The following is a 21527-nucleotide window of genomic DNA, read 5'->3' on the forward strand; positions in this document are numbered from 1 at the left end:
TATGAGGTATTGATATAATTTCGTTTAACTCTCTCTGGTAACCATAGAACCCCTTAACATAGCCACTTTTCCTGTGCGCACGATTTCTTTGATCCCAAAATGCTGTAAAAGTAATTTAATAGCTTCCAGCTTATCATCATTTCCGGTTACCTCTATAATCATCGAATCCGGTGATACATCGACCACTTTACCCCTGAAAGTTTCAACAATCTGCTGAATATCACTGCGAAATCCGGTTTCTGCTTTTACTTTTAAAAGCATCAGTTCACGCATAACAGAAGGCTCGTTCGAGAGATTGCTAACCTTAATAACATTAATCAGTTTATGCAGCTGTTTAACAACCTGTTCAATCACTTTTTCGCTGCCTTCGACTGTTATAGTCATTCTAGAAATACCCGGCGTGACCGTTTCACCAACTGCAATATTTTCAATGTTGAAACCCCGGCGGCTAAATAGTCCGGAAACCCTTGTCAGTGCCCCGGGCTTATTTTCAACGATTACAGCAAGAACCTGTTTCATCAATAATCACCCCCAGTTATAATTTGGTTTATCGGACAATTCGGCGCAACCATGGGGTATACATTTTCATCCGGGTCGACGACAAAATCGATCAGAACCGGTCCTTTTTCCGTTAACGCCTTTTCAATTGCTGCAGTAGCTTCATTGTTATTTGTTGCTCTCAGCGCTTTCGCACCATACGCTTCGGCAACCTTTACAAAATCAGGATTGCCATGAAGAGCCGTATATGAATACCTTTTATTATAGAAGATATTTTGCCACTGCCGGACCATGCCCAGGTTACTATTGTTTATCAAGGCGATTGTCATATCGAGTTTGTTATTAACCGCTGTGGCTAACTCCTGGATATTCATCTGAAAACTGCCATCACCGGTTATGCAGATTACTTTACTGTCAGGTGAAGCCAATCGGGCTCCGATAGCTGCCGGAAAGCCATAACCCATTGTCCCCAAGCCACCGGAAGTAATAAAAGAAGCCGGCTGGCGCACTATAAAGTGCTGGGCAGACCACATCTGATGCTGTCCGACATCAGTTGCAACTATTGTATTATCGCCACTAAGCCGACTAAGCTCTCTGATTACGAACTGGGGTTTTAGTTTACTTTCCCGGCCATTGAATCCGACTGGCAGAGGATATTCCTTTTGCCACGTTTCCAGCTGCTTTAACCATTTGGAAGTATTCCCGGGTTTTAATTTCTTGATCAGTTCTTCGAGCACCAGCTTTACATCTCCAACAATTGGAATATCGATTGTAACGTTTTTACCAATTTCCGCCGGGTCAATATCAATATGGATGATTTTTGCATTACAGGCAAATGTATCTAGCTTCCCTGTAACCCGGTCGTCAAACCTTACCCCCGTAGCAATAATCAGGTCAGTTTCAGTTAGAGCATAATTGGCTGTAACACTGCCGTGCATACCGGGCATGCCCAGGAAAAGATCTCCATCGCCGGGGTATGCACCCAATCCCATTAATGAAAGGCTCACCGGTATCTGCGCCTGTTCTGCAAATTCACGGAGGATCCCGGATGCACCTGCTCTGATTAATCCACCTCCACCAAAGATAACAGGGCGTTTTGCATCACGTATGGCCTTAACAGCTCTGCTGATCTGTCCTGCGTGTCCTTCATAAGTCGGGTTATAACCCTTAATATGAACCTGTTTTTCGTAATTGAACGGCGCTTCCTGGTCAAATACATCTTTGGGGACATCAATAAGCACTGGACCTCTACGCCCGGTTGAGGCTATATAAAACGCTTCGGCCAGTATATGCGGTAGTTCTTCAGCAGTTCCAACCAGGTAATTGTGCTTGGTAATCGGTAAAGTTATCCCGGTTATATCCGCTTCCTGAAAAGCATCGGTTCCGATATAACCGCTGGCGACCTGTCCGGTGATTAACACCAATGGTACAGAATCCATATAAGCATTGGCAATACCGGTAACCAGGTTTGTTGCTCCCGGTCCTGAGGTTGCAAAAACAACTCCGGGTTTGCCGCTCACTCGGGCATAACCATCAGCTGCATGAACAGCTCCCTGTTCATGCCTTACCAACAGGTGTCTAATTGAAGAGCTGTATAGTTGATCATATAAAGGGAGTACTGCTCCTCCAGGAAAACCAAAAATAATTTCAACTCCCTCTTTTTCGAGCGCAGACAATATCATAGCCGAACCTTTAACCATCTTCTTTTTCATCGGGCGTCACCTGCCTTACAGTTCATATTGCTGCTTAAAACCGCACCTCTTCCGGCTGACGATACCTGGTTAGCATAGCGCTTCAGGTATCCTCTGTTAATTTTCGGTTGAGGAGCATGCCAGGATTCACTGCGTTTTTTTAGCAGTTCATCGGAAACCTTTAGCTCGAGGGATCTTTTAGGCAGATTTATCGCAATAATATCGCCTTCCTCAATAAGGGCAATAAGCCCACCGGCAGCTGCTTCCGGAGATACATGTCCGATAGAAGCGCCACGGGTTGCTCCGGAAAAACGTCCGTCTGTTATCAGGGCAACTTTATCATCTAAACCCATTCCGGCCAGAACTGAAGTTGGAGCGAGCATTTCTCTCATGCCCGGTCCTCCCCGCGGCCCTTCATATCGTATAACCACTACTGAACCTTCCTTGATTAAGCCTTTGCTGATTGCTTCCACGGCCATCTCCTCTGAATTAAAAACACGGGCTTTGCCTTCGAAAATCTGCATCGCTGCAGAAACAGCACCTTGTTTAACTACAGCCCCTTCGGGTGCAAGGTTACCGAATAAAATAGCCAAACCTCCTTCTTCGCGATAAGGTTTGTCAACCGAGTTGATAACCGAGCGATCATGCACCTCGGCTCCCTGAAGGTTTTCACCAACCGTCTTCCCGGTTACAGTAATCAGTTCCGGATTTATTTTATCGGCATCTAAAAGCTCTTTCATCACAGCCTTAACACCACCTGCCCGATCCAGATCTTCAATCCGGTTTGGCCCGGCTGGACTCAGCAGGCAAAGCTGAGGAGTTTTCATACTGATTTCATTTATCATGTTTAAGTCAAAATCATGTCCTGCTTCATGAGCCAGGGCAGTCAGGTGAAGAACAGTATTTGTTGAACAACCCAGGGCCATATCAACTGCGAGAGCATTTTTAAATGCTTCGTGAACCAGTATTTTACAGGCCGTAATTCCTGCTTCAAGAAGCTTCACGATCCGCATTCCTGCTTCCTTAGCCAATAGAATACGATCACTTTTCACCGCCGGAACCGTTCCGTTACCCGGCAACGCCAAACCGATGGCTTCAGCCATACAATTCATTGAGTTTGCGGTAAACATACCGGCACATGACCCACAACCGGGACATGCTTTTGAAGCCATATCTTCCAGCTCTTCTTCCGTTGATTTTCCGGCACGGACAGAACCTACCCCTTCGAAAACAGTGCTCAGATCAACTTTTTTACCATCGTAATCTCCAGCCAGCATCGGTCCACCACTAATCATAATTGTTGGCAGATCTAATCTGGCAGCGGCAATCATCATTCCAGGAGTTATTTTGTCACAATTGGTTATCATAACAAGAGCATCAAAACAATGTGCTTCAACCATTACCTCAATACTATCAGCAACTATTTCTCTACTTGCCAGCGAGTAGTGCATTCCGGCATGATTCATGGCTATGCCATCGCAAACACCAATCGTGGAAAACTCCACAGGTGTTCCCCCACCTAAACGTACACCTGTTTTAACAGCCTCTGCAATATTTCCTAGATGTATATGTCCGGGGATAATTTCGTTAGCTGAATTTACAATTCCGATTAGCGGGCGGTTCAGCTCTTCCGGGTGAAAGCCGGCGGCTCTGAACAACGCGCGGTGTGGAGCCCGGTCTAGACCTTTTGTTACCCTGTGACTACGCATGACTAACCTCCTGAGTTCAATGGCTTATTCTAGTCTAAATACCATTATTCATAAATAAATAATATAATCACGCTGTTAATCCAGCGGAGTACCTTCTGTCCGGGTCAGTGCCCTGAACAAGTCCATAAGCCTGCGTGTCACCGGACCGGGAAGGCCGGTACCAACTTTCCGCATATCAACTTCTATTACCGGAATTACTTCAGCAGCAGTACCGGTTAAGAAACATTCATCTGATACATATACATCATGGCGAGTGAAAGGTTCTTCCTTAAGTTTTATCCCATCCTGTGAAGCCAGCTTAATAATGGCCTCCCGGGTCACACCTTCCAGAATGCCGAGGTAAGGGGGAGGTGTAATCAGTTGCCCTTTGCGGTATATAAATACATTATCACCTGTACCTTCACAAATATAACCCTGGTTGGTCATCATTAATGCTTCAAGAACTCCAGCCCGGTTCGCCTCAATCTTTGCATGGATGTTATTGAGATAATTTAACGATTTAATTTTTGGATCCAGGGCGGCAGAAATGTTGCGGTTTGTTGCGACTGTTATTACAGAAAGTCCTTTTTCATAAAGTTCCTCGGGATATAAAACTATTTTATCAGCAATAACTACTACCTGGGATTCTTTACATTTACGGGGATCCAGCCCCAAATCTCCTGATCCGCGGGATACGACAACCCTGATATAGGCGTCCCTCAAATCATTAGCATTGATTGTATCAACAATTATTCTAATCATTTCTTCCTGGGTATAGCGAATAGGAAGCATGATTGAGTGTGCCGACTCATATAATCTCTTTACATGCTCGACAAGTTTAAATACACGACCATTATAAGCCCTGATGCCCTCAAAAACACCGTCTCCATAAAGAAAACCATGATCAAAAACTGAGATAACCGCTTTTTCTTCCGGAACCAATTTGTCATTCATGAATATAACTCTTTCCACATCTATCGCCCCTTCATGTTAAAAATGAAAGAATACAAAAATACCCCTCGCCCAAAGGGGCGAAGGGATTTCCTCCGCGGTACCACCCTTTTCCCATTTCCCTGCTGGAGGGAAGATAGTGCTCGGTGATTTTGATAACGGTATCAACCCGGTCCGGCTTACTAGTTCATTCAACCGGACAGCTCCAGACCGACTTTCAGCAATCCACCTTTACCGGTTTTCAGCTGCCCCGGATCTCTGTGAAAAGGGTCCTGCCTACTCCTGTCCTTCCTGGCTTGTTTTTTAAAGATTGCCTATAATTATAGCTTCCCAATTCTTCAGTGTCAACAGGAAATGTTTGCTTTAAAAAGCTCAAACAACCGGATATACAAAGATATTATCATCAGACCAGATCAGGCTTTCATCGATAAATGAAAATTTTTCTACTGCAGCATTTTTTCCTTTATCGTTCGCCGGTTTAATTGTATTTACTACCCGGCCGCCATTACAGCTACTGCTTAACTCTAATTTTGGCAGTAACCCCTTTCTCCTTTTAAAAAAGTCGATAGCCACGTTAGGGAAAATAACATAAGAGAGCACGTCTTCATCCTGCTCTATATATTCAGCAATTTCACTCCTGGCTGATTCAAGCTGAGGTTCCAGCAGGTCTGCCGGTCGTCCGTTGATTGGCTTTTCTTTTTTTAAAACCTTTTCGATCAGTTCTTCACTAACATCTCCTGGGGGACGACCGTAAAGTCCCCGCAGATAATTCTTTATCTCAGTGGATACCATCTTGTAACGTTCCCCTGTTAACACATTAACCACGGCCTGGGTACCTACAATTTGGCTGCTTGGAGTAACCAAAGGCGGGTATCCCAGATCAGCCCTGACCCGGGGAACTTCAGCAAGTACATCTTTTAAAAGGTGCGTCGCTTTTTGCTCTGCCAGCTGCGAAGCCAGATTGGAGATCATCCCACCGGGAATCTGATAGCTCAAAACATTCGTATCAACTCCGAGAGCTTCCCTTGCTATATCATATCCACAGCTGATCTCATTAAAATGTTCACTAACTTTAGTTAACAATTCCAGATCCAAACCGGTATCATAGGGAGTATTTCGAAAAGCGGCAACCATACTGTCGGTTGCAGGTTGGCTGGCTCCCATGGCCAGCGCAGCATTAGCAGTGTCAATTACATCCACACCGGCTTCGGCTGCTTTCAGGTAAGCCATCGAAGCCATGCCGCTGGTGTAATGACAGTGAAGCTGAACTGGTAATCCAACTTCCTTCTTTAGTCGGCTTACCAGTGTATATGCATCATAGGGCGCAATTAAACCCGCCATGTCTTTGATACAAATTGAATGAACTCCAATACTTTTTAGCTCTTTGCCCATGTTGACAAAGTAATCAACATCATGGAGTGGACTGATTGTATAACATAATGTTCCCTGGGCATGAGCTCCTTCCCGGGAGGTAAAATGAATTGCCCGCTCCATATTTCGCAGGTCATTCAGGGCATCAAATATTCGAATAATATCAATACCGTTTGAAACTGCTTTCTTGATAAATTCTTCGAGAACATCATCGGGATAATGCCTGTAGCCGACAATATTCTGGCCGCGTAATAGCATTTGCAATTTCGTATTCTTTAACCCTTTTCGAAGAGCACGCAGCCTTTCCCAGGGATCTTCATCCAAAAAACGCATACAAGCATCAAAGGTAGCTCCACCCCAAACTTCCAACGAATGATATCCAATTTGATCCATCAACTCAACAACGGGCAGCATCTCAACCAGGCGCATTCTGGTTGCTAGAAGAGATTGGTGGGCATCGCGCAGCGAAGTATCTGTTATTCCGATTTTTTTCTGTTCAATCATTTATACTTATCCCACCTCTTCCGGTTAGTTTTTATAAGAAACAAACAGACATTTATTTAAATGATCTAATTAATAAGCTACTCGGCTAAGTCAATCCTGGTCAGATTAACCACTCTGTCATCCTGATCAAGGCGAATAAGGGTTACTCCTCTTGCATAACGCCCCATCAGAGAAACCTCTTCCACTCTCTGCCGGTTAACAACTCCCCTGGCGGTCATTACAATAAACTCTTCTTCGCCACCATCAAGCACAATGAATACTGCCAAAGGTCCGCTTTTCTTCGTAAGTTTTATCCCTATCATGCCTTTACCGCCGCGGCTGTGTATGGCAAATTCAGAAACTGAGACCCGTTTTCCATAACCTTTAGCCGAGGCAACAAGTATCTGCTTTTGGCCATGAACAATATCTGCTCCGACTACTCTATCTTCTGGGCCAAGTTTTACAGCTCTAACACCCCGGGTTGCCCGTCCCATTGGTCTGACCTGCTTTTCCGGGAAACGAACAAATAGTCCTGCGCTTGTTCCAACAATTACTTCTTTTTGGCCATCTGTCATCTTGACTGCCATTAATTCATCATCAGCAGTAAGATTTAAAGCTGTTAGCCCCGTTTTCCGTGTATTACGATACTCCAAAAGAGATGTTTTCTTGATCATCCCCCGGGAGGTTACCATCAGGAGATAACGGTCATCAACAAATTCATTGATTGGCATGGTAGCTGTTATAAATTCTTTCTCTTCAAGCGGAAGAAGATTAACAAGTGCAGTTCCCCGGGCCTGACGTCCTGATTCCGGCACCTCGTGTACAAGAAGAAGATAGACCTTACCCCTGTTACTGAAGCAAAGTAATTTATCGTGTGTTGATGCTATGTGGCACTGTTCCACGAGATCATTCTCACGGGTCTGAATGCCTACTACACCACGACCTCCTCTATGCTGACTGCGGTAAGTGGTAAGTGGCAGTCTCTTGATATAACCGCGATCTGTCAGGGTCAAAACTACATCTTCCTGAAAAATCAGGTCGGTAAGCACAACTTCACCTTCATCGGCAACAATCTGGGTACGTCTTTCATCACCATGTTTATTCTGAATGGCATTTAATTCATCCCGGATTATTGATAAGACCAAAGACTCATCCTCCAGAACTCTTTTCAGGTATGTAATTTTATCCAGCAACTGCTGCTGTTCTTCAGTCAATTTGGAAATTTCAAGCTGGGTAAGGCGCTGTAACCTCATATCCAAAATTGCCTGGGCCTGTTTTTCTGTAAGAGCCAGTAGGTTCATTAAGCCTTCACGGGCGGTTTGAACATCTTTCGATGCACGGATAAGAGCTATTACTTCATCCAGGCGATCCAGCGCAGTTAAAAGGCCTTCAACTATATGAAGTCGATCTTCCGCTTTTTTCAAATCAAAGAGGGAGCGGCGTCTAATAACTTCTTTCTGATGTTCAAGGTAATAGGCAAGCATTTGCTTTAGGTTTAAAACACGAGGCTGCCCGTCAACCAGTGCAAGCATGATAATTCCATATGTCTGCTGCAGGGGTGAAAATTTATAAAGCTGATTAATAATTACCTGTGGCTCATGATCCCGCTTGATTTCAAGGACAACGCGTACGCCTGAGCGATCAGATTCATCACGTAAATCGGTTATCCCTTCCATTTTGCGCTCTTTAACCAGTTCGGCAATTTTTTCCACCAATTTTGCTTTGTTCTGTTGATATGGCACTTCGGTTATCACAACCTGATCTCGCCCTTTATCTTTTTTCTCAACCTGGGCCAGACCTCTTATTTTAATAATCCCCCGACCGGTTTGGTATGCGGAATAGATCCCCTCATGGCCAACAATTACGCCTCCGGTAGGGAAGTCAGGTCCTTTAATTATTCGCAGCAAATCATTTACCGAGGCTTCCGGGTGAGTAATCAGATGTTTAATCGCGTCAATTATTTCATTCAGGTTGTGAGGTGGAATATTCGTTGCCATACCTACTGCTATACCTGAAGATCCGTTGGCCAGGAGATTCGGAAAGCGGGAAGGCAGTACAACCGGTTCTTCCAGGCTTTCATCAAAGTTTGGCCTGAAAGCAACAGTATCCTTTTCCAAATCGGTAAGTAGTTCACCTGCTATTGAGGAAAGCCTAGCTTCAGTATAACGCATGGCTGCGGCAGAATCTCCATCAAGCGAACCAAAATTACCATGTCCGTCAACAAGCGGATAACGTGTGGAAAAGTCCTGAGCCATTCTTACCAATGTATCGTATAAAGCAACATCACCATGGGGATGATACTTACCGAGTACTTCACCGACTATGCGAGCAGATTTTCGATGGGGCTTATCATGAGTTGAGCCCATCTCTGACATGGCATATAGAATCCGCCGGTGAACCGGTTTTAAACCGTCACGGACATCAGGCAAAGCCCTGCTTACAATAACGCTCATTGCATAATCAAGGAATGAAACTTTCACTTCATCGTAAATATTAACCGGGACAATATTTTTTATGTCGGCCATTTTTTCTCCTTTGCCGCTTTATTACAAGATTATATCGTTGAACTTATATAGGAAGACCTGCCAGGGATGGATACACGAAAATATCCGGGTTTCTTAAGCGTTTTTATTCCTAAAACATAATATATACGTTCCTATGAATTTTATCATAATTCGGGATCATAGAAAAGGCAGACATTATAATCATATTTTCTTCTTAGCTCGACTACTTTTTTTAGGAATTAATTTTTTTAAATGTTGTTCAACCTCTTTTTTTGCGTTCGGAGTAACTTGCCAGGACTCAATCCTTTTCCTTTTTCCCCGGGCTACCGTAATCATTAATACATGCTTGGACCACCTGAAAGACTCAATCTCATCCCATCTCCAGAATCCTCGCGATGTCGAAATTCCTTTTTCTCTGATTGCCGGCCTTTCCACTTCACGAGCTATGACAACAATGATCAAAACCGCATAAAATATAACATAGGCAATAGGATTCTGAATTACACCATCTTCAACCGGAGGCAGGTTACTCAATTCATAGCGAACTAAAAAATACGATACTGCGGTCAGTATTGCTATAAGAAATAGAGAATCAGTGCTGTACCTGCTGATTAACACCCTGTTAATTTTCAATATAACATTTCCCAGCTTGCTCTGGCGGAAATATAAATATATCAAAACTATTAAGATAAGAATCATATAAGGAAAAAGCAATCTGATCATGATTGTCCCCCGTTCGACTAAAATTATAACCGGCTTGATTAATTAAACCATGAATCTGCACTACGGTAAATAGCTTTCACTTTCAATTAGATAGAGTTTTTTTATAGAGTTTTTTAAAGTTGGCATAGATATAATCGGATTAATAAAATGCTGTGAAGCATTCTTAATACTTGCTAAATTTGACAAAGCAGGAGATAAGCAAGAAATATCGAATTAATTTATATTATACTAAATAATTCACACTAAACCTGAAACGGAGGGCGATGCCTGGAGAAAATTTGGTAAAGACTTTTTATATTATTAATAACAAGGAGGGTCAAAATGAAAGAAAAGAAATTGCTGGTATTAGTTTTACTTTTATTTATTGTTTTCGGTATGCTTTCTCTCGTCGGATGCTCACCAGCTCCTACAACCACCCCAACAGAACCGGATACTGAAGCTCCTGATGACACACCAGCAGCACCTACGGTAACACGCGTTAACATGGGCTCAGGTTGGGTTACTGGAGCATATTACCCCCTTGCCGGAGGAATGTCGAGGGTGATTCATAACAATCTGGATACAATAGCCCTAACTGTTGAATCATCAGGCGCATCAGCAGTTAACTCCCGTATGATCGGCAGTGGTGATCTTGATATGGCTATCGTTCAGAATGATGTTGCCTTTTACGCATATAATGGCGAGGGAGCCTTCGATACACCGATCACAAATATAAGGGGAATGTTCATCCTTTACCCGGAACCGGTACAACTTGTAGCCGCAGAAGGCTCGGGTATTAATTCACCTGCAGACCTGGCCGGTAAACGAGTAGCTCTGGGACCACTCGGCAGCGGAGCCGAAGTTAATGCTTTACAAGTGCTTGAAGCTGCCGGCCTCACTGAAGATGACCTTGCAATGGCCGAGCGTCTTGAAGCACAGGAAGCGGCTGACTATCTGAAAGATGGCCGCCTCGATGCTGCTTTTTATACAGTTGCTGTTGGTGCATCAGTGATTGCGGATCTCGCAGTGATGAGTGATGTTTACCTGGTAAATATTGAGGGAGAATTTGCTGACAACCTTATCGCTGCTTATCCCTTCTACGCCAAATTAACTATTGAAGGGGATGTATATTCAGGTGTAGCAGAAGCCCAAACTGTATCGATCCTTTCGATGGTTGTATGCCGCGAAGATCTGCCTGAAGAACTCGTTTATGAGTTCACCAAAACAATCTTCGAAAATCTTGAAGATGTTCACAGAGCCCATTCTGCTGGCAGATTCGTTACCCTCGAATCTGCATTGGATTGGATGGGCATACCTATTCATCCAGGTGCTGAAAGGTACTTTACCGAAGCAGGAATAATGTAGCCAAAATTAGATAATGTTCTTTCAGCGGTACAGGGCGATTTTTCGCCCTGTACCCTTTTAGATTAATGATGAGGGGGGATATAGTTGAGCCTGGAAGAAGCAATTGAAAAAAGAGACGAAATCGACTTAACTAATATTGTTGATGAAGGAAAAGTCAGAAACCCCGGCGGGACCTTAGCCTTATTTATCTTTATCATCGGTATACTCTGGTCCCTTTTTCATTTTTATACTGCAGGAGCCGGGCTTCTAACTGCAACACTGCAGCGCTCAGCCCACCTTTCCGTGGGTCTGGCTCTTTGCTTTTTATACTACCCTTTCAACAAGAAAAAGGACGAATCATTTGAACATCTACCAATCTATGACATAGTATTAGCTGTAGCCGGATTTTTATCTATCTTTTATGTTTTCTACTATTACCGGGATTTAGCGATGCGGGTTGGTGCACCTAACACAACAGATCTCATAATGGGTGGGATCGCCATCGTTTTAATTATACTGGCCGCACAACGGGCTTTTGGTTTTGTATTGCCAATTGTTACCCTGGTTTTCTTAAGCTATCCATTTGTCGGGGCTTATCTTCCCGGGCTTATTGGGCATGGGGGGTACAGGGTTGTACGGGTTATAAACGACCTATACATAACCAATACTGGAATATTCGGTATACCGATTGGAGTTACATCAACTTTTGTATTTGCTTTTGTACTATTTGGAGCCTTTTTTCAAACATCCGGTGCAGGGCTCTACATTGTCCGACTTGCTTTTGCTACGCTTGGCCGTTTTAAAGGCGGCCCGGCCAAAGCGGCAGTAATGGCCAGCGGTTTTATGGGCAGTATTGTCGGCAGCTCAGTCGCAAATACAGTTGTAACTGGTTCGATAACTATTCCTGTAATGAAGAAAACCGGGTTCACACCGGAAGTTGCCGGTGGAGTAGAAACAGCTGCATCAACTGATGGTCAGTTCCTTCCTCCCATCATGGGTGCAGCCGCATTTGTTATGGCTGAATTTACAGGCATTCCCTATTGGCAAATCTGTATCGCTGCAGCGCTTCCAGCTGTTATAAGCTACTTTGCTTTACTGGTTATTGTCCACCTCCAGGCTGCAAAAACCGGAATGACCGGAATGGATAAAAAAGATATTCCACCTTTTTTAAAAACCTTTCTTAAAGGTATATTTTACTGGTTCCCTATAGGAATACTTGTTTATTACCTGATTATTGCCCGAATGACCCCTATAACAGCAGGTTATTTCGCCATTTTATCTGTCCTGGCTATAATGGCAGTTATGAGAGTAATTACTATAATAACTGGCATAAAAAACGATCAATATAGTCTTAAAGAAGGTCTTTTATCAAACATGCTGGGCTTGTTGTCTGACTTTATGGAGGGCTTGGATAGCGCAGCAAAGAGTATGTCTGGTATAGCCGTCGCCTGTGCCTGCGCAGGAATAATAGTTGGAGTAGTAACAATGACCGGCTTAGGACAAAGCATGATTATGTTATTGTCAGCACTTGCGGGAGATAACCTTTTAGTCCTGCTATTGATATCAGCCGGTATATCTATTATTCTTGGTCTTGGATTACCAACTACCGCGAAGTATGTGGTAATGGCCACACTTGTTGCACCAGCCATTCTAACTATAGCTCCCCAGGTATCTGTAATGGCCGTACATCTTTTCATACTTTATTATGCAATTTTAGCTGACGATACCCCACCTGTTGGTGTTGCAGCGTATGCAGCTGCAGCAATCGCCCGTTCAGATCCAATAAGAACCGGCTTACTTGGCTTTAAATTTGATTTAGGTGCTTTTTTACTGCCTTTTATGTTTATTTATAACCCGGAATTCTTGTTAATTGACACTACCTGGTATAAGGCAGTTTTGGTCGCAGGAACATCACTATTCGGTATTTACTGTTTCTCGGCAGTTATCCAACGCTGGTTATTTACCAGAATGAAAATATGGGAACAGGTTGTCCTTCTGGGTGTAGCAATTTCAATGATCTGGCCTACCTGGTATACAGATATACTTGGTTTAGCAGTATTTTTAATAATTTATTTCCACCAAAAAGCAGTCAAAGCAAGAGAGGACAGAGCACTTGTTGCCGGGAGTTAAAGCTGCAAATGGCGCATGGAGATGATTAATATGAATAAACGAATCCTTATTTTATACGCTACGCTGGCTGTAATTATTTTGGGAGCCGGGATTATCCTGACTGCCCTTTTTCTTGAGCAGCAGGTATTCAAAGCGGACTGGATGCTGATAATAGAGAATCCCCGGACTGAAAATTTTTATTACCAGATCCCTGTAAACACCGGTGAATCATTCACCCTCAGTTTGCGAAATTCAGTCAGTAAGTCTATGGTTACAGGTACTTTCCTGGTAACCAGATCAGGTTTAATTAAACCTTATACGACAGAATTTACATCGTATGGCCCCGGTCTACCTATGGATTTTTTAGAGGAAGTAAAAATCGAAAACGGGATCATTACCGTATTTCATAATGAAGCACCCCGGGAGCACCTACTTTTATGGGTGTCCCCGCAAACCGAAGAAACTATAATAATATACGATCAAGCCTATCCGCTTTTCACTTTGTCTGATTCACACCAACTGCTGAAAATACAGCTAAAATAATCAATGGAATATTATAACAATATTTTATAATCAATAGGAACTTATTCGTTATAAAATTGTCTACTAAATACGATGAAGAATAATGGGGGTAATTATGATGAGAATAAATATTAAGTTCTTATTGGTCATTATAATAACTTTGGTTTTACTATCGTCAGGATGTTCAAATGAACTTGAAAGTCCTGATGGCACAGTCGAACCGATCCGTGGCTTAATCTATCTAATCGATAATGATACCATTTTGATCGTTAGCGACATTGATAATGTCAATATCCCCTGGAACGCCTGGGCTGAAGCTGGCAAGCGTGCTGTTAACTTCACCCTTACTGGAGACACTGAAATAGAAATGGATGGAGAGATTGTGGAAAGAGAACGGTTGTCCAGAGGACAGCTGGTTGATGTTTATCATGCCGGGTTCCTTGCAGAATCATATCCGGAGCAAGGTGGGGCCGATAAAATAATTATTGTTAATGATACTTTTTCCGGTGAATCCATTACTGACTCAGGTAGGTTTATAGGGGTAGTAGTAAAGGGAACTGGGGAGATGATAGAAGTAAAAATAAGCGGTGTTCCTGATGAGTTGCCCGGGAGGCTGTACCGATTAACTGATGAGGCCTGGGAGGTTTTCAACAACCTTGACCTTGAGGTTGAAGAGGAAATATTATTCTGGTATGTTGCTGACTCTGAAACAGAAGGATTGATTTATGACTTATCACGAATAATGAACTAATTTAACCCTTAGCATTACCTGACCAGGTACAGGATAAAGCTGTTTTCCTGAGAAGGATTTCTTTCCGGAAAACAGCTTTTTATATTTTAAATATCAAGGTTTTGGACCAGGCGTGCATTGTCTTCAATAAATTTCCGTCTCGGCTCTACCTTGTCGCCCATCAAAACTCCAAAAATATTGTCAGCCTGCATGGCATCAATAAGTTCTACCCTTTTTATTATTCTTGTTTCAGGGTTCATTGTGGTGTCCCATAATTGATCGGGATTCATTTCTCCGAGACCTTTATAGCGCTGGATTTGCAGGCCACCCTCACGCTTCCATTCACTAATAAGCGCTTCAAGTTCTTCGTCGCGGAAAAGATATTTTTCATTTTTACCTTTTTTAACCTTATATAATGGCGGTTGGGCAATATAGATAAAGCCGCTGTCAATCAGTTGATGCATGAACCTATAGAAAAAGGTAAGCAGCAGGACTCGTATATGAGACCCGTCAACATCAGCATCGGTCATGATTATAATTTTATGGTAACGGGTTTTTGTAATATCGAATTCAGTTTCAATACCTGTTCCGAGTGCTGTAATTAAGGTTCGGATTTCTTCATTTGCTAAAATTTTATCCAGACGCGCTTTCTCTACATTTAATATTTTACCCCGAAGAGGTAAGATTGCCTGAAATCTTCTGTCTCTTCCCTGTTTTGCTGACCCGCCGGCCGAGTCTCCTTCAACCAAAAAAAGCTCGCTTTCTCCGGGATCTTTAGTTGTACAATCGGCCAATTTCCCTGGCAGATTACTGATTTCAAGAGCATTTTTACGTCTTGTCAGTTCTCTGGCTTTTCGGGCAGCTTCTCTAGCCCTGGAAGCCCTGATAGCCTTTTCAATGATCCTTCTGGCAATTGCAGGATTTTGTTCTAAAAAAGCTTCCAGTCCTTCATAACATATATTATCAACCACACTGCGAATATCGCTGTTACCAAGCTTAGTTTTAGTCTGGCCTTCAAATTGAGGGTCCATAAGCTTAACACTTATCACTGCGGTCATCCCTTCCCTTATATCCTCACCGGAAAGGTTATTCTCGCTATCTTTGAGGATTCCCAGTTTCCTGGAAAAGTCATTGATAAGCCTGGTTAGTGATACCTTAAAGCCATACTCGTGTGTTCCACCCTCATGAGTATGGATATTGTTGGCATAAGAATAAATTACCTCAGCGTAACCTGTGTGGTACTGCAAAGCCAGCTCAACTTCAAAACCGTTTACAGATTGTTGAATATAGATTGGTTTTTTTGGGACCGTTTCCTTGCCCTGGTTTAAGTAATTGACATATTGAATAATACCACCGTCAAATTTGAACTTCTCCTCAAGGCCACTTCTCAAATCTTTAAATGTAATTTTTGTCCCTTTATTTAGAAAAGCAAGTTCACGAATTCTCTGAATGATTACTTCATTTTCAAAGTCAATCTTCTCAAATATTTCCTTGTCAGGTAGGAAAGTAATTTTTGTTCCGGTTTTATTGGGAGTTGTTGATTCCTTTTTCTTCAGCTCTGATGCTTTTTTACCCCTTTCATAATATTGAGTATAAATCTTCCCGTCACGATAAACTTCTACTTCCAATCTTTCAGACAAGGCGTTAACTACTGACACACCTACACCATGTAATCCCCCGGCTACCTTGTAGCTGCCACTATCAAACTTTCCACCAGAGTGAAGTGTGGTTAATACTACTTCAACTGCAGGCCTTTTTTCCTGAGGGTGTTTTTCAACTGGAATGCCTCTCCCGTCATCAATTACAGTAATACTGTTATCTTCGTTGACAGTTACCTTTATCTGCTTGCAATAACCGGCTAACACTTCATCAATACTGTTGTCTACAACTTCAAATACTAGATGGTGCAAACCACGACTTGAAGTTGAACCAATATACATACTGGGTCGCCTTCTTACTGCTTCAAGACCTTCCAATACCTGAATATGCTTTGCACTGTAATCATTATTATTTCTATTTTTAGCGGACATCCTTCACCTCGTACAACATTAATTAATATTTTAACTACTATTACTTTATTATACCATTTATTCTAAATAAGGTTAGCATAAGGAATAATTAACGCTTCGATTTTTGCCGTTTTGCCAGGGTCAGGGGTGATATGGGTGAGATATATATCAATTGGTCTGTAATAATAAATGATTTTGGACGATCTGCTCTGGATGATATATTTAAAGTAATATTATTCCAATATTTTAAAAAATTTTGATTCGTTGATTCATCATCTGCATCTATATTAAAAATACCGATTAATTCACGATTAAAAACTATGTGAGAATCCCCGATATGTAAAAACATTTCTCTCCCCCATTGTAAAATATTTGCTATATTAAATATTAAATCTTGAGCATGAACGACAGACCAAACCAGTCTTATTATTTATATATTCTACCCATCTTTCCTATTTTTCCTGCAATCAAAATCCGCTATGCTAAAATTTATATCCCTGACTATTTTCCTTCCTGAAAAATCGTTTAATTTCTTTATCAGTTGAGGTTTCAACATCGATAGGTGATACGCCCACACCGAATCTTTTACTAAAACCCTAAAGACACCATTAGTTATTTTTTCAGCTTTTGTAACCTCTGCAAGAGAGTTTCCCACAAGATCGTTCCAGCTTTCAATCAGCATGTGCTGTTGGTAACCCTGCCAGAGGCCATGGCTTTTAAGGAGATTTTCAATCAAAGGCCCTACTTTTTTCATCCACAACACTCCCGTGTTGAATATATATTTTTTTTAGATCCTTAGAAACCTTCTCGGTTAGAAAGTTAATATCGGCAGATGTGGTTATAAAAGATTGGCCATCGTATTTTTTTAAAAATAAAAATAAAAATTCCTGTCGAGCTGAATCAAACTCAGAAAAAACATCATCCAACAAAATTATCGGTGCAAACCCACACTGCCTTCTAAACAAGTTCACTTCACCTATCCTTAATGCCAATGCTGCAGTTCTTTTTTGCCCCTGAGAAGAATAGTGACGGGTGTCGAAATCATTAATATATATTTTCAGATCATCCAGGTGTGGACCAATGAGGGTTGCACCTCTTCTTATTTCCTGATCAAAAAGCTCAGGTAACTTATATCTAAAATCATTTTCTATATCAGCTAGATTTTCCGCTCCTGAAATCGTGCTCCTATATTCCAGGCGTAACCTTTCATGCGATGAAGTCATATTGTCAGAAAAAGTCCGCACCTCTGCTGCAAGCTGTTTGGTTAGTTCTGATCTGAATAAGACAATGCTTGAACCAAGAGAAATCAATGCCTGATTCCAGGGTTCCAGTAAACCTCTTATATTACTATCTCTTCTTTTCTCTTTAAGTATAAAATTTCTTTGCATTAAAACTCTTTGATAATCTTTTAAATCTTGAAAATATCTTAAACTCAGGCGAGAAGCGAACAAATTAATAAATCTACGTCGTATGGCAGGACCTTCCCTTATTATCAGCAGGTCATCCGGGCTAAAAGCAACTACTGGAAAATACTGCAAATGATCATACCGGTTGATCTGATTTTTATTAATTAGTATTTTTAGCTGACTGGCTTTTTCATAGCTGACCTGGATATCATAATATAAGTTATCCCTGGTAAAACGGCCTTTTAAAAAAAAGAAAGGTTCATTCCACTTGATAAGTTCATAATCACGTTTTGTCCGGAATGAACGTGTAACAGAAATATAATAAATTGATTCGATCAGGTTTGTTTTGCCCTGTGCATTATCTCCAATAATAACATTCAGATTTGGATAAAATTCCAATTGTTGGTTTGAATAATTACGAAAATTATTAATTGTTAGGTTATCAAGATAAAACAAAAGTTAAAACACCACCACAATCAGTTAACTTTTTTTATTGGCAGGACAAGGTAGAGATAACTATTGTCATCTATTAATCTGAAAATCAAGGGACCGCCGTCTCCATGAAAATCTATTATTATTTTCTGTACTTCAATTATTTTTAAAATATCCAGTACAAAACGAGTATTAACATGTAATTCAATATCTTCCCCTTCCTGCTCTATAGGGATAATTTCTTCCATACTTCCTTCCTGAGAAGAAACCCTGGCCTCAAGCTTTCCTTTTCCAATAATAATATTAACCGCCTGGTTTTTTCCTTCAGTGAGAAGAGAAGCTCTGCTTACGGTATTTTCCAGGGATTGTCGATCGATGACGATTCTAGTCCTGTATTCCCGGGGTATTACACCGCTTACTTCGGGATATTTTTCATCCAATAATCTGGATGTAAAATTGATTTCATTAAAATTAAACTGCAAAGTATTGTTAATACTGCCAATTTCAACAGTATTCTTATTATCTCCCAAAATTTTCAGAAGCTCACGTAAAACTTTTGCAGGAATAAGACATTTTTTCTGAGAAAAATTCCATTTTTCATCTTTTAATACTTTGATAACAAGCCTATATGTATCTGAAGCTGTCAAGGTAAGTTGATTTCCATCATAAGAAAAAAGAATACCGTTAAAGGCAGGCCTTGTTTCTTCCGATGATGCTGCAAAAACAACAGATTTAAGGATTTTTTTAAAGGCATTTTGTTCAATTTCAAAACCTTCACTCGGCTGCTTTGCTTCAAAATTCAATTGTGGGTAGTCTTGAGGATCTGATCCATAGAGATGAAATCTTGCGGAACCACCGGTTATATCCAGTCTGTAATTTTCCCAGTTTATATCTAAAGTAACTTCATCTGTTGGAAAATAACGCATAATCTCAACAATTTTAGGTGGTAAGAGAATACATCCTTCAGTATCGCATGGCTGCTTTAAAAATGATGTAATAGTCATTTCGAGATTCGTTGAAGAAAAAATCAGCTGATCACTTTTAACATAGAGCAATATATTACTTATTACTGGAATAGTGGAACGGAGAGGCAGAGCTTTTTCAACAGTTTCAAGACATTCATACAAATGTGTGGAGCTTGTAATTATGCGCAAAGGAATAACCTCCGATCAATTAATAACTTATAAACAGGTAAATATTTAATTGGTACTTTATATTATTAATTAGCAGTAGTAATAAACCTTGTGGACACTGTTAATAAATATATTAATAGAAATAATATGCCTACCTGATTGGATTTATTATTCACTGTTCGCTAATTTGAATGTTAATAAATGTTGTAAAAAATGTTGACTAATAAGGGTACACTGGTGATAGAAATTTATATTTTCACTTTGACACAGATAATCCACAGGTTAATCAGGAATTATCCAAAATATTGTTCTTGATGAGTTCGATACGGTGTTTAAAATCACTGTCTTTTGAAATAAGTGTATCAATCTTCTTAAATGCATGAAGTACTGTTGTATGATCTCTTCCACCAAACTCCTCACCGATTTTAGGTAAAGATAAATCTGTCAACATGCGGCAGAGATACATTGCTACCTGTCTTGCAAGTGCAATATTTTGTGTTCTTTTTTTTGACAATAAATCACCCGCATTAAGATCAAAAGTTGCAGAGGTTATTTCAATGATTGAAGATATAGTAATATTTTTTTGTCGGGTAAAAATAATATCTTGTAATGCTGCTTCCGTTAGTTCCAATGTAACAGGGGTATCTGATAAAGAAGCATAGGCTACTATGCGTATCAAAGCGCCTTCTAACTCCCTGATATTTGTAATAACCTTACCTGCAATATATTGAATAACCTGATCGGGAATATCTATCCCGTCAGAAAGAGCTTTTTTCTTTAAAATGGCTGTTCTGGTTTCCAGGTCCGGGGGTTGAAGATCTGTAATTAATCCCCATTCGAAACGTGAACGTAAACGGTCTTCCAGGGTGGGAATTTCCTTTGGTGGGCGATCGCTTGATATCACAATTTGTTTATTATTATCGTGTAGTGCATTAAATGTATGGAAAAATTCTTCCTGAGTCTGTTCTTTTCCGGCAAGAAACTGTATATCATCAATAAGTAATATATCCATATTTCTGTATTTGTTTCTAAACTCAAGGGTTTTATTATCTCGTATAGCATTAATGAATTCATTAGTGAATTTTTCCGATGAAAAGTAAAATACCCGGTTGAAACCATGATTCATAAGGGTAAATTGGCCGATTGCATGCAATAGATGGGTTTTTCCAAGTCCTACCCCACCATAAATAAACAAAGGATTATAGGCACGTGCAGGGCTTTCAGCAACTGCAAGTGAGGCAGCATGAGAGAGGCGGTTACATGATCCGACAACAAAAGTGTCAAAAGTATACCTGGGATTAAAAGAAGGTACAAAAACATTATTGGTCTGAGAGCTTTGCCCAGCGTAACGAGCTGGTGGGGGATTTGAATTGGGAAAAAGATTTTCATTTTGCACTGCTGGTAAAACTGTTTCTTGAAATTCGGAGTTGATCACAAAGTTAACCTTATAATCTTCGGTAGTTATTTCTTTCAGTGCACGAACAATTTGATCACGATACCTGGTTTCAAACCATTCTTTTGTAAAATCATTTGGCACTTCAATTACAAAACATTGATTATCAAGCGAAACTGGCTTCGTAAGATTAAACCATGTTTCAAAACTGGGTTTGTTTAAATCTTTACTTAGTTCAGCCAAAGTAAGTTGCCATATTTCATTAATTTGGCTGTTCATTAAACAAACCTCCGTAAATGGTATCAATAATTTATTTTGCAAGTTATTAACATTAAATGAGGATATCAACAAGAACTGTGGATAACCTGTTATTTCGCGCTGTTCAGCAACTGCTATTGTAAACATATTAACAGATCGTAGTTACATCTGCAAAGAAAAGATTTCGCCGTTCATTTACCGCGGTAGAATCGGTTCGATTTTAAATGAGTGATCGCGGTTCCTTGACATGTTTACTTTTATTACTGTATAATTTTCATATTCTAAATGCCTATTTAAGAAGGG

17 protein-coding genes and 1 other annotated feature are annotated in these 21527 nt (G+C 40.9%); of the genes, 4 read left to right on the top strand and 13 right to left on the bottom strand.

Annotated elements, in window-relative coordinates; genetic code table 11:
* Nucleotides 1-24: 24 nt before the first annotated feature.
* From ilvN to SCJ97_10665, 7 genes are all read right to left on the bottom strand, one after another.
* Nucleotides 25-519 carry an acetolactate synthase small subunit gene (ilvN, locus tag SCJ97_10635; protein ID MDW7740490.1) on the bottom strand — a complete coding sequence of 165 codons (495 nt, stop codon included), beginning with the start codon at nt 517-519 and terminating at the stop codon, nt 25-27.
* Nucleotides 519-2210: a biosynthetic-type acetolactate synthase large subunit gene (gene ilvB, locus SCJ97_10640; protein MDW7740491.1), complete on the bottom strand. Its 1692-nt coding sequence runs from the start codon at nt 2208-2210 to the stop codon at nt 519-521. The genes ilvN and ilvB overlap by 1 nt, the downstream gene beginning before the upstream one ends.
* Entirely contained in the window at nt 2207-3898 is a 1692-nt protein-coding gene (gene ilvD, locus SCJ97_10645; protein ID MDW7740492.1) for a dihydroxy-acid dehydratase, read from the bottom strand. The genes ilvB and ilvD overlap by 4 nt, the downstream gene beginning before the upstream one ends.
* 75 nt (nt 3899-3973) lie before the next feature.
* Entirely contained in the window at nt 3974-4849 is an 876-nt protein-coding gene (gene ilvE / locus SCJ97_10650) for a branched-chain-amino-acid transaminase (GenBank protein ID MDW7740493.1), read from the bottom strand.
* Nucleotides 4850-4901: 52 nt separating this feature from the next.
* Nucleotides 4902-5130: a binding site (T-box leader), on the bottom strand.
* A 70-nt stretch (nt 5131-5200) separates the two neighbouring features.
* Nucleotides 5201-6703, bottom strand: a complete 1503-nt coding sequence (locus SCJ97_10655; GenBank protein ID MDW7740494.1) for a pyruvate carboxylase subunit B — start codon at nt 6701-6703, stop codon at nt 5201-5203.
* Between the two features lie 77 nt (nt 6704-6780).
* The gene (gene gyrA / locus SCJ97_10660) at nt 6781-9207 is read right to left on the bottom strand and encodes a DNA gyrase subunit A (GenBank protein ID MDW7740495.1); all 2427 of its coding nucleotides are present in this window, start codon (nt 9205-9207) and stop codon (nt 6781-6783) included.
* 180 nt (nt 9208-9387) lie between these two features.
* Complete coding sequence (locus SCJ97_10665; GenBank protein ID MDW7740496.1) at nt 9388-9819, bottom strand: DUF5673 domain-containing protein; 432 nt, start codon at nt 9817-9819, stop codon at nt 9388-9390.
* A 411-nt stretch (nt 9820-10230) separates the two neighbouring features.
* Here SCJ97_10665 and SCJ97_10670 point away from each other — a divergent pair, with 411 nt between their 5' ends.
* The 4 genes from SCJ97_10670 to SCJ97_10685 all read left to right on the top strand — a co-directional run bounded on the left by SCJ97_10670 (nt 10231) and on the right by SCJ97_10685 (nt 14614).
* Nucleotides 10231-11253 carry a TAXI family TRAP transporter solute-binding subunit gene (locus SCJ97_10670; GenBank protein ID MDW7740497.1) on the top strand — a complete coding sequence of 341 codons (1023 nt, stop codon included), beginning with the start codon at nt 10231-10233 and terminating at the stop codon, nt 11251-11253.
* A gap of 84 nt (nt 11254-11337) precedes the next feature.
* Nucleotides 11338-13362, top strand: a complete 2025-nt coding sequence (locus SCJ97_10675; GenBank protein ID MDW7740498.1) for a TRAP transporter permease — start codon at nt 11338-11340, stop codon at nt 13360-13362.
* Between the two features lie 30 nt (nt 13363-13392).
* Nucleotides 13393-13884 (top strand): DUF1850 domain-containing protein, encoded by a 492-nt coding sequence (locus SCJ97_10680; protein MDW7740499.1) that lies wholly within the window; start codon nt 13393-13395, stop codon nt 13882-13884.
* Nucleotides 13885-13981: 97 nt separating this feature from the next.
* Nucleotides 13982-14614, top strand: coding sequence for a DUF3221 domain-containing protein (locus SCJ97_10685; protein MDW7740500.1), 633 nt, complete (start codon nt 13982-13984; stop codon nt 14612-14614).
* Nucleotides 14615-14700: 86 nt separating this feature from the next.
* On the opposite strand, the gene gyrB is transcribed toward SCJ97_10685, so the two are convergent.
* The 6 genes from gyrB to dnaA all read right to left on the bottom strand — a co-directional run bounded on the left by gyrB (nt 14701) and on the right by dnaA (nt 21245).
* Nucleotides 14701-16623, bottom strand: coding sequence for a DNA topoisomerase (ATP-hydrolyzing) subunit B (gyrB, locus tag SCJ97_10690; protein MDW7740501.1), 1923 nt, complete (start codon nt 16621-16623; stop codon nt 14701-14703).
* A gap of 88 nt (nt 16624-16711) precedes the next feature.
* Entirely contained in the window at nt 16712-16951 is a 240-nt protein-coding gene (locus tag SCJ97_10695) for a DUF370 domain-containing protein (protein ID MDW7740502.1), read from the bottom strand.
* A 90-nt stretch (nt 16952-17041) separates the two neighbouring features.
* Nucleotides 17042-17356 (bottom strand): DUF721 domain-containing protein, encoded by a 315-nt coding sequence (locus SCJ97_10700; GenBank protein MDW7740503.1) that lies wholly within the window; start codon nt 17354-17356, stop codon nt 17042-17044.
* Nucleotides 17331-18464, bottom strand: coding sequence for a DNA replication/repair protein RecF (gene recF, locus SCJ97_10705; GenBank protein ID MDW7740504.1), 1134 nt, complete (start codon nt 18462-18464; stop codon nt 17331-17333). The genes SCJ97_10700 and recF overlap by 26 nt, the downstream gene beginning before the upstream one ends.
* A 20-nt stretch (nt 18465-18484) precedes the next feature.
* Nucleotides 18485-19594: a DNA polymerase III subunit beta gene (gene dnaN, locus SCJ97_10710; GenBank protein MDW7740505.1), complete on the bottom strand. Its 1110-nt coding sequence runs from the start codon at nt 19592-19594 to the stop codon at nt 18485-18487.
* 265 nt (nt 19595-19859) lie between these two features.
* Nucleotides 19860-21245, bottom strand: a complete 1386-nt coding sequence (gene dnaA, locus SCJ97_10715; GenBank protein MDW7740506.1) for a chromosomal replication initiator protein DnaA — start codon at nt 21243-21245, stop codon at nt 19860-19862.
* Between the last annotated feature and the right edge of the window lie 282 nt (nt 21246-21527).

The organism is Bacillota bacterium, assembly GCA_033549065.1.
In the GTDB taxonomy this organism is placed as follows: Bacteria; Bacillota; Dethiobacteria; order DTU022; family DTU022; genus JAWSUE01.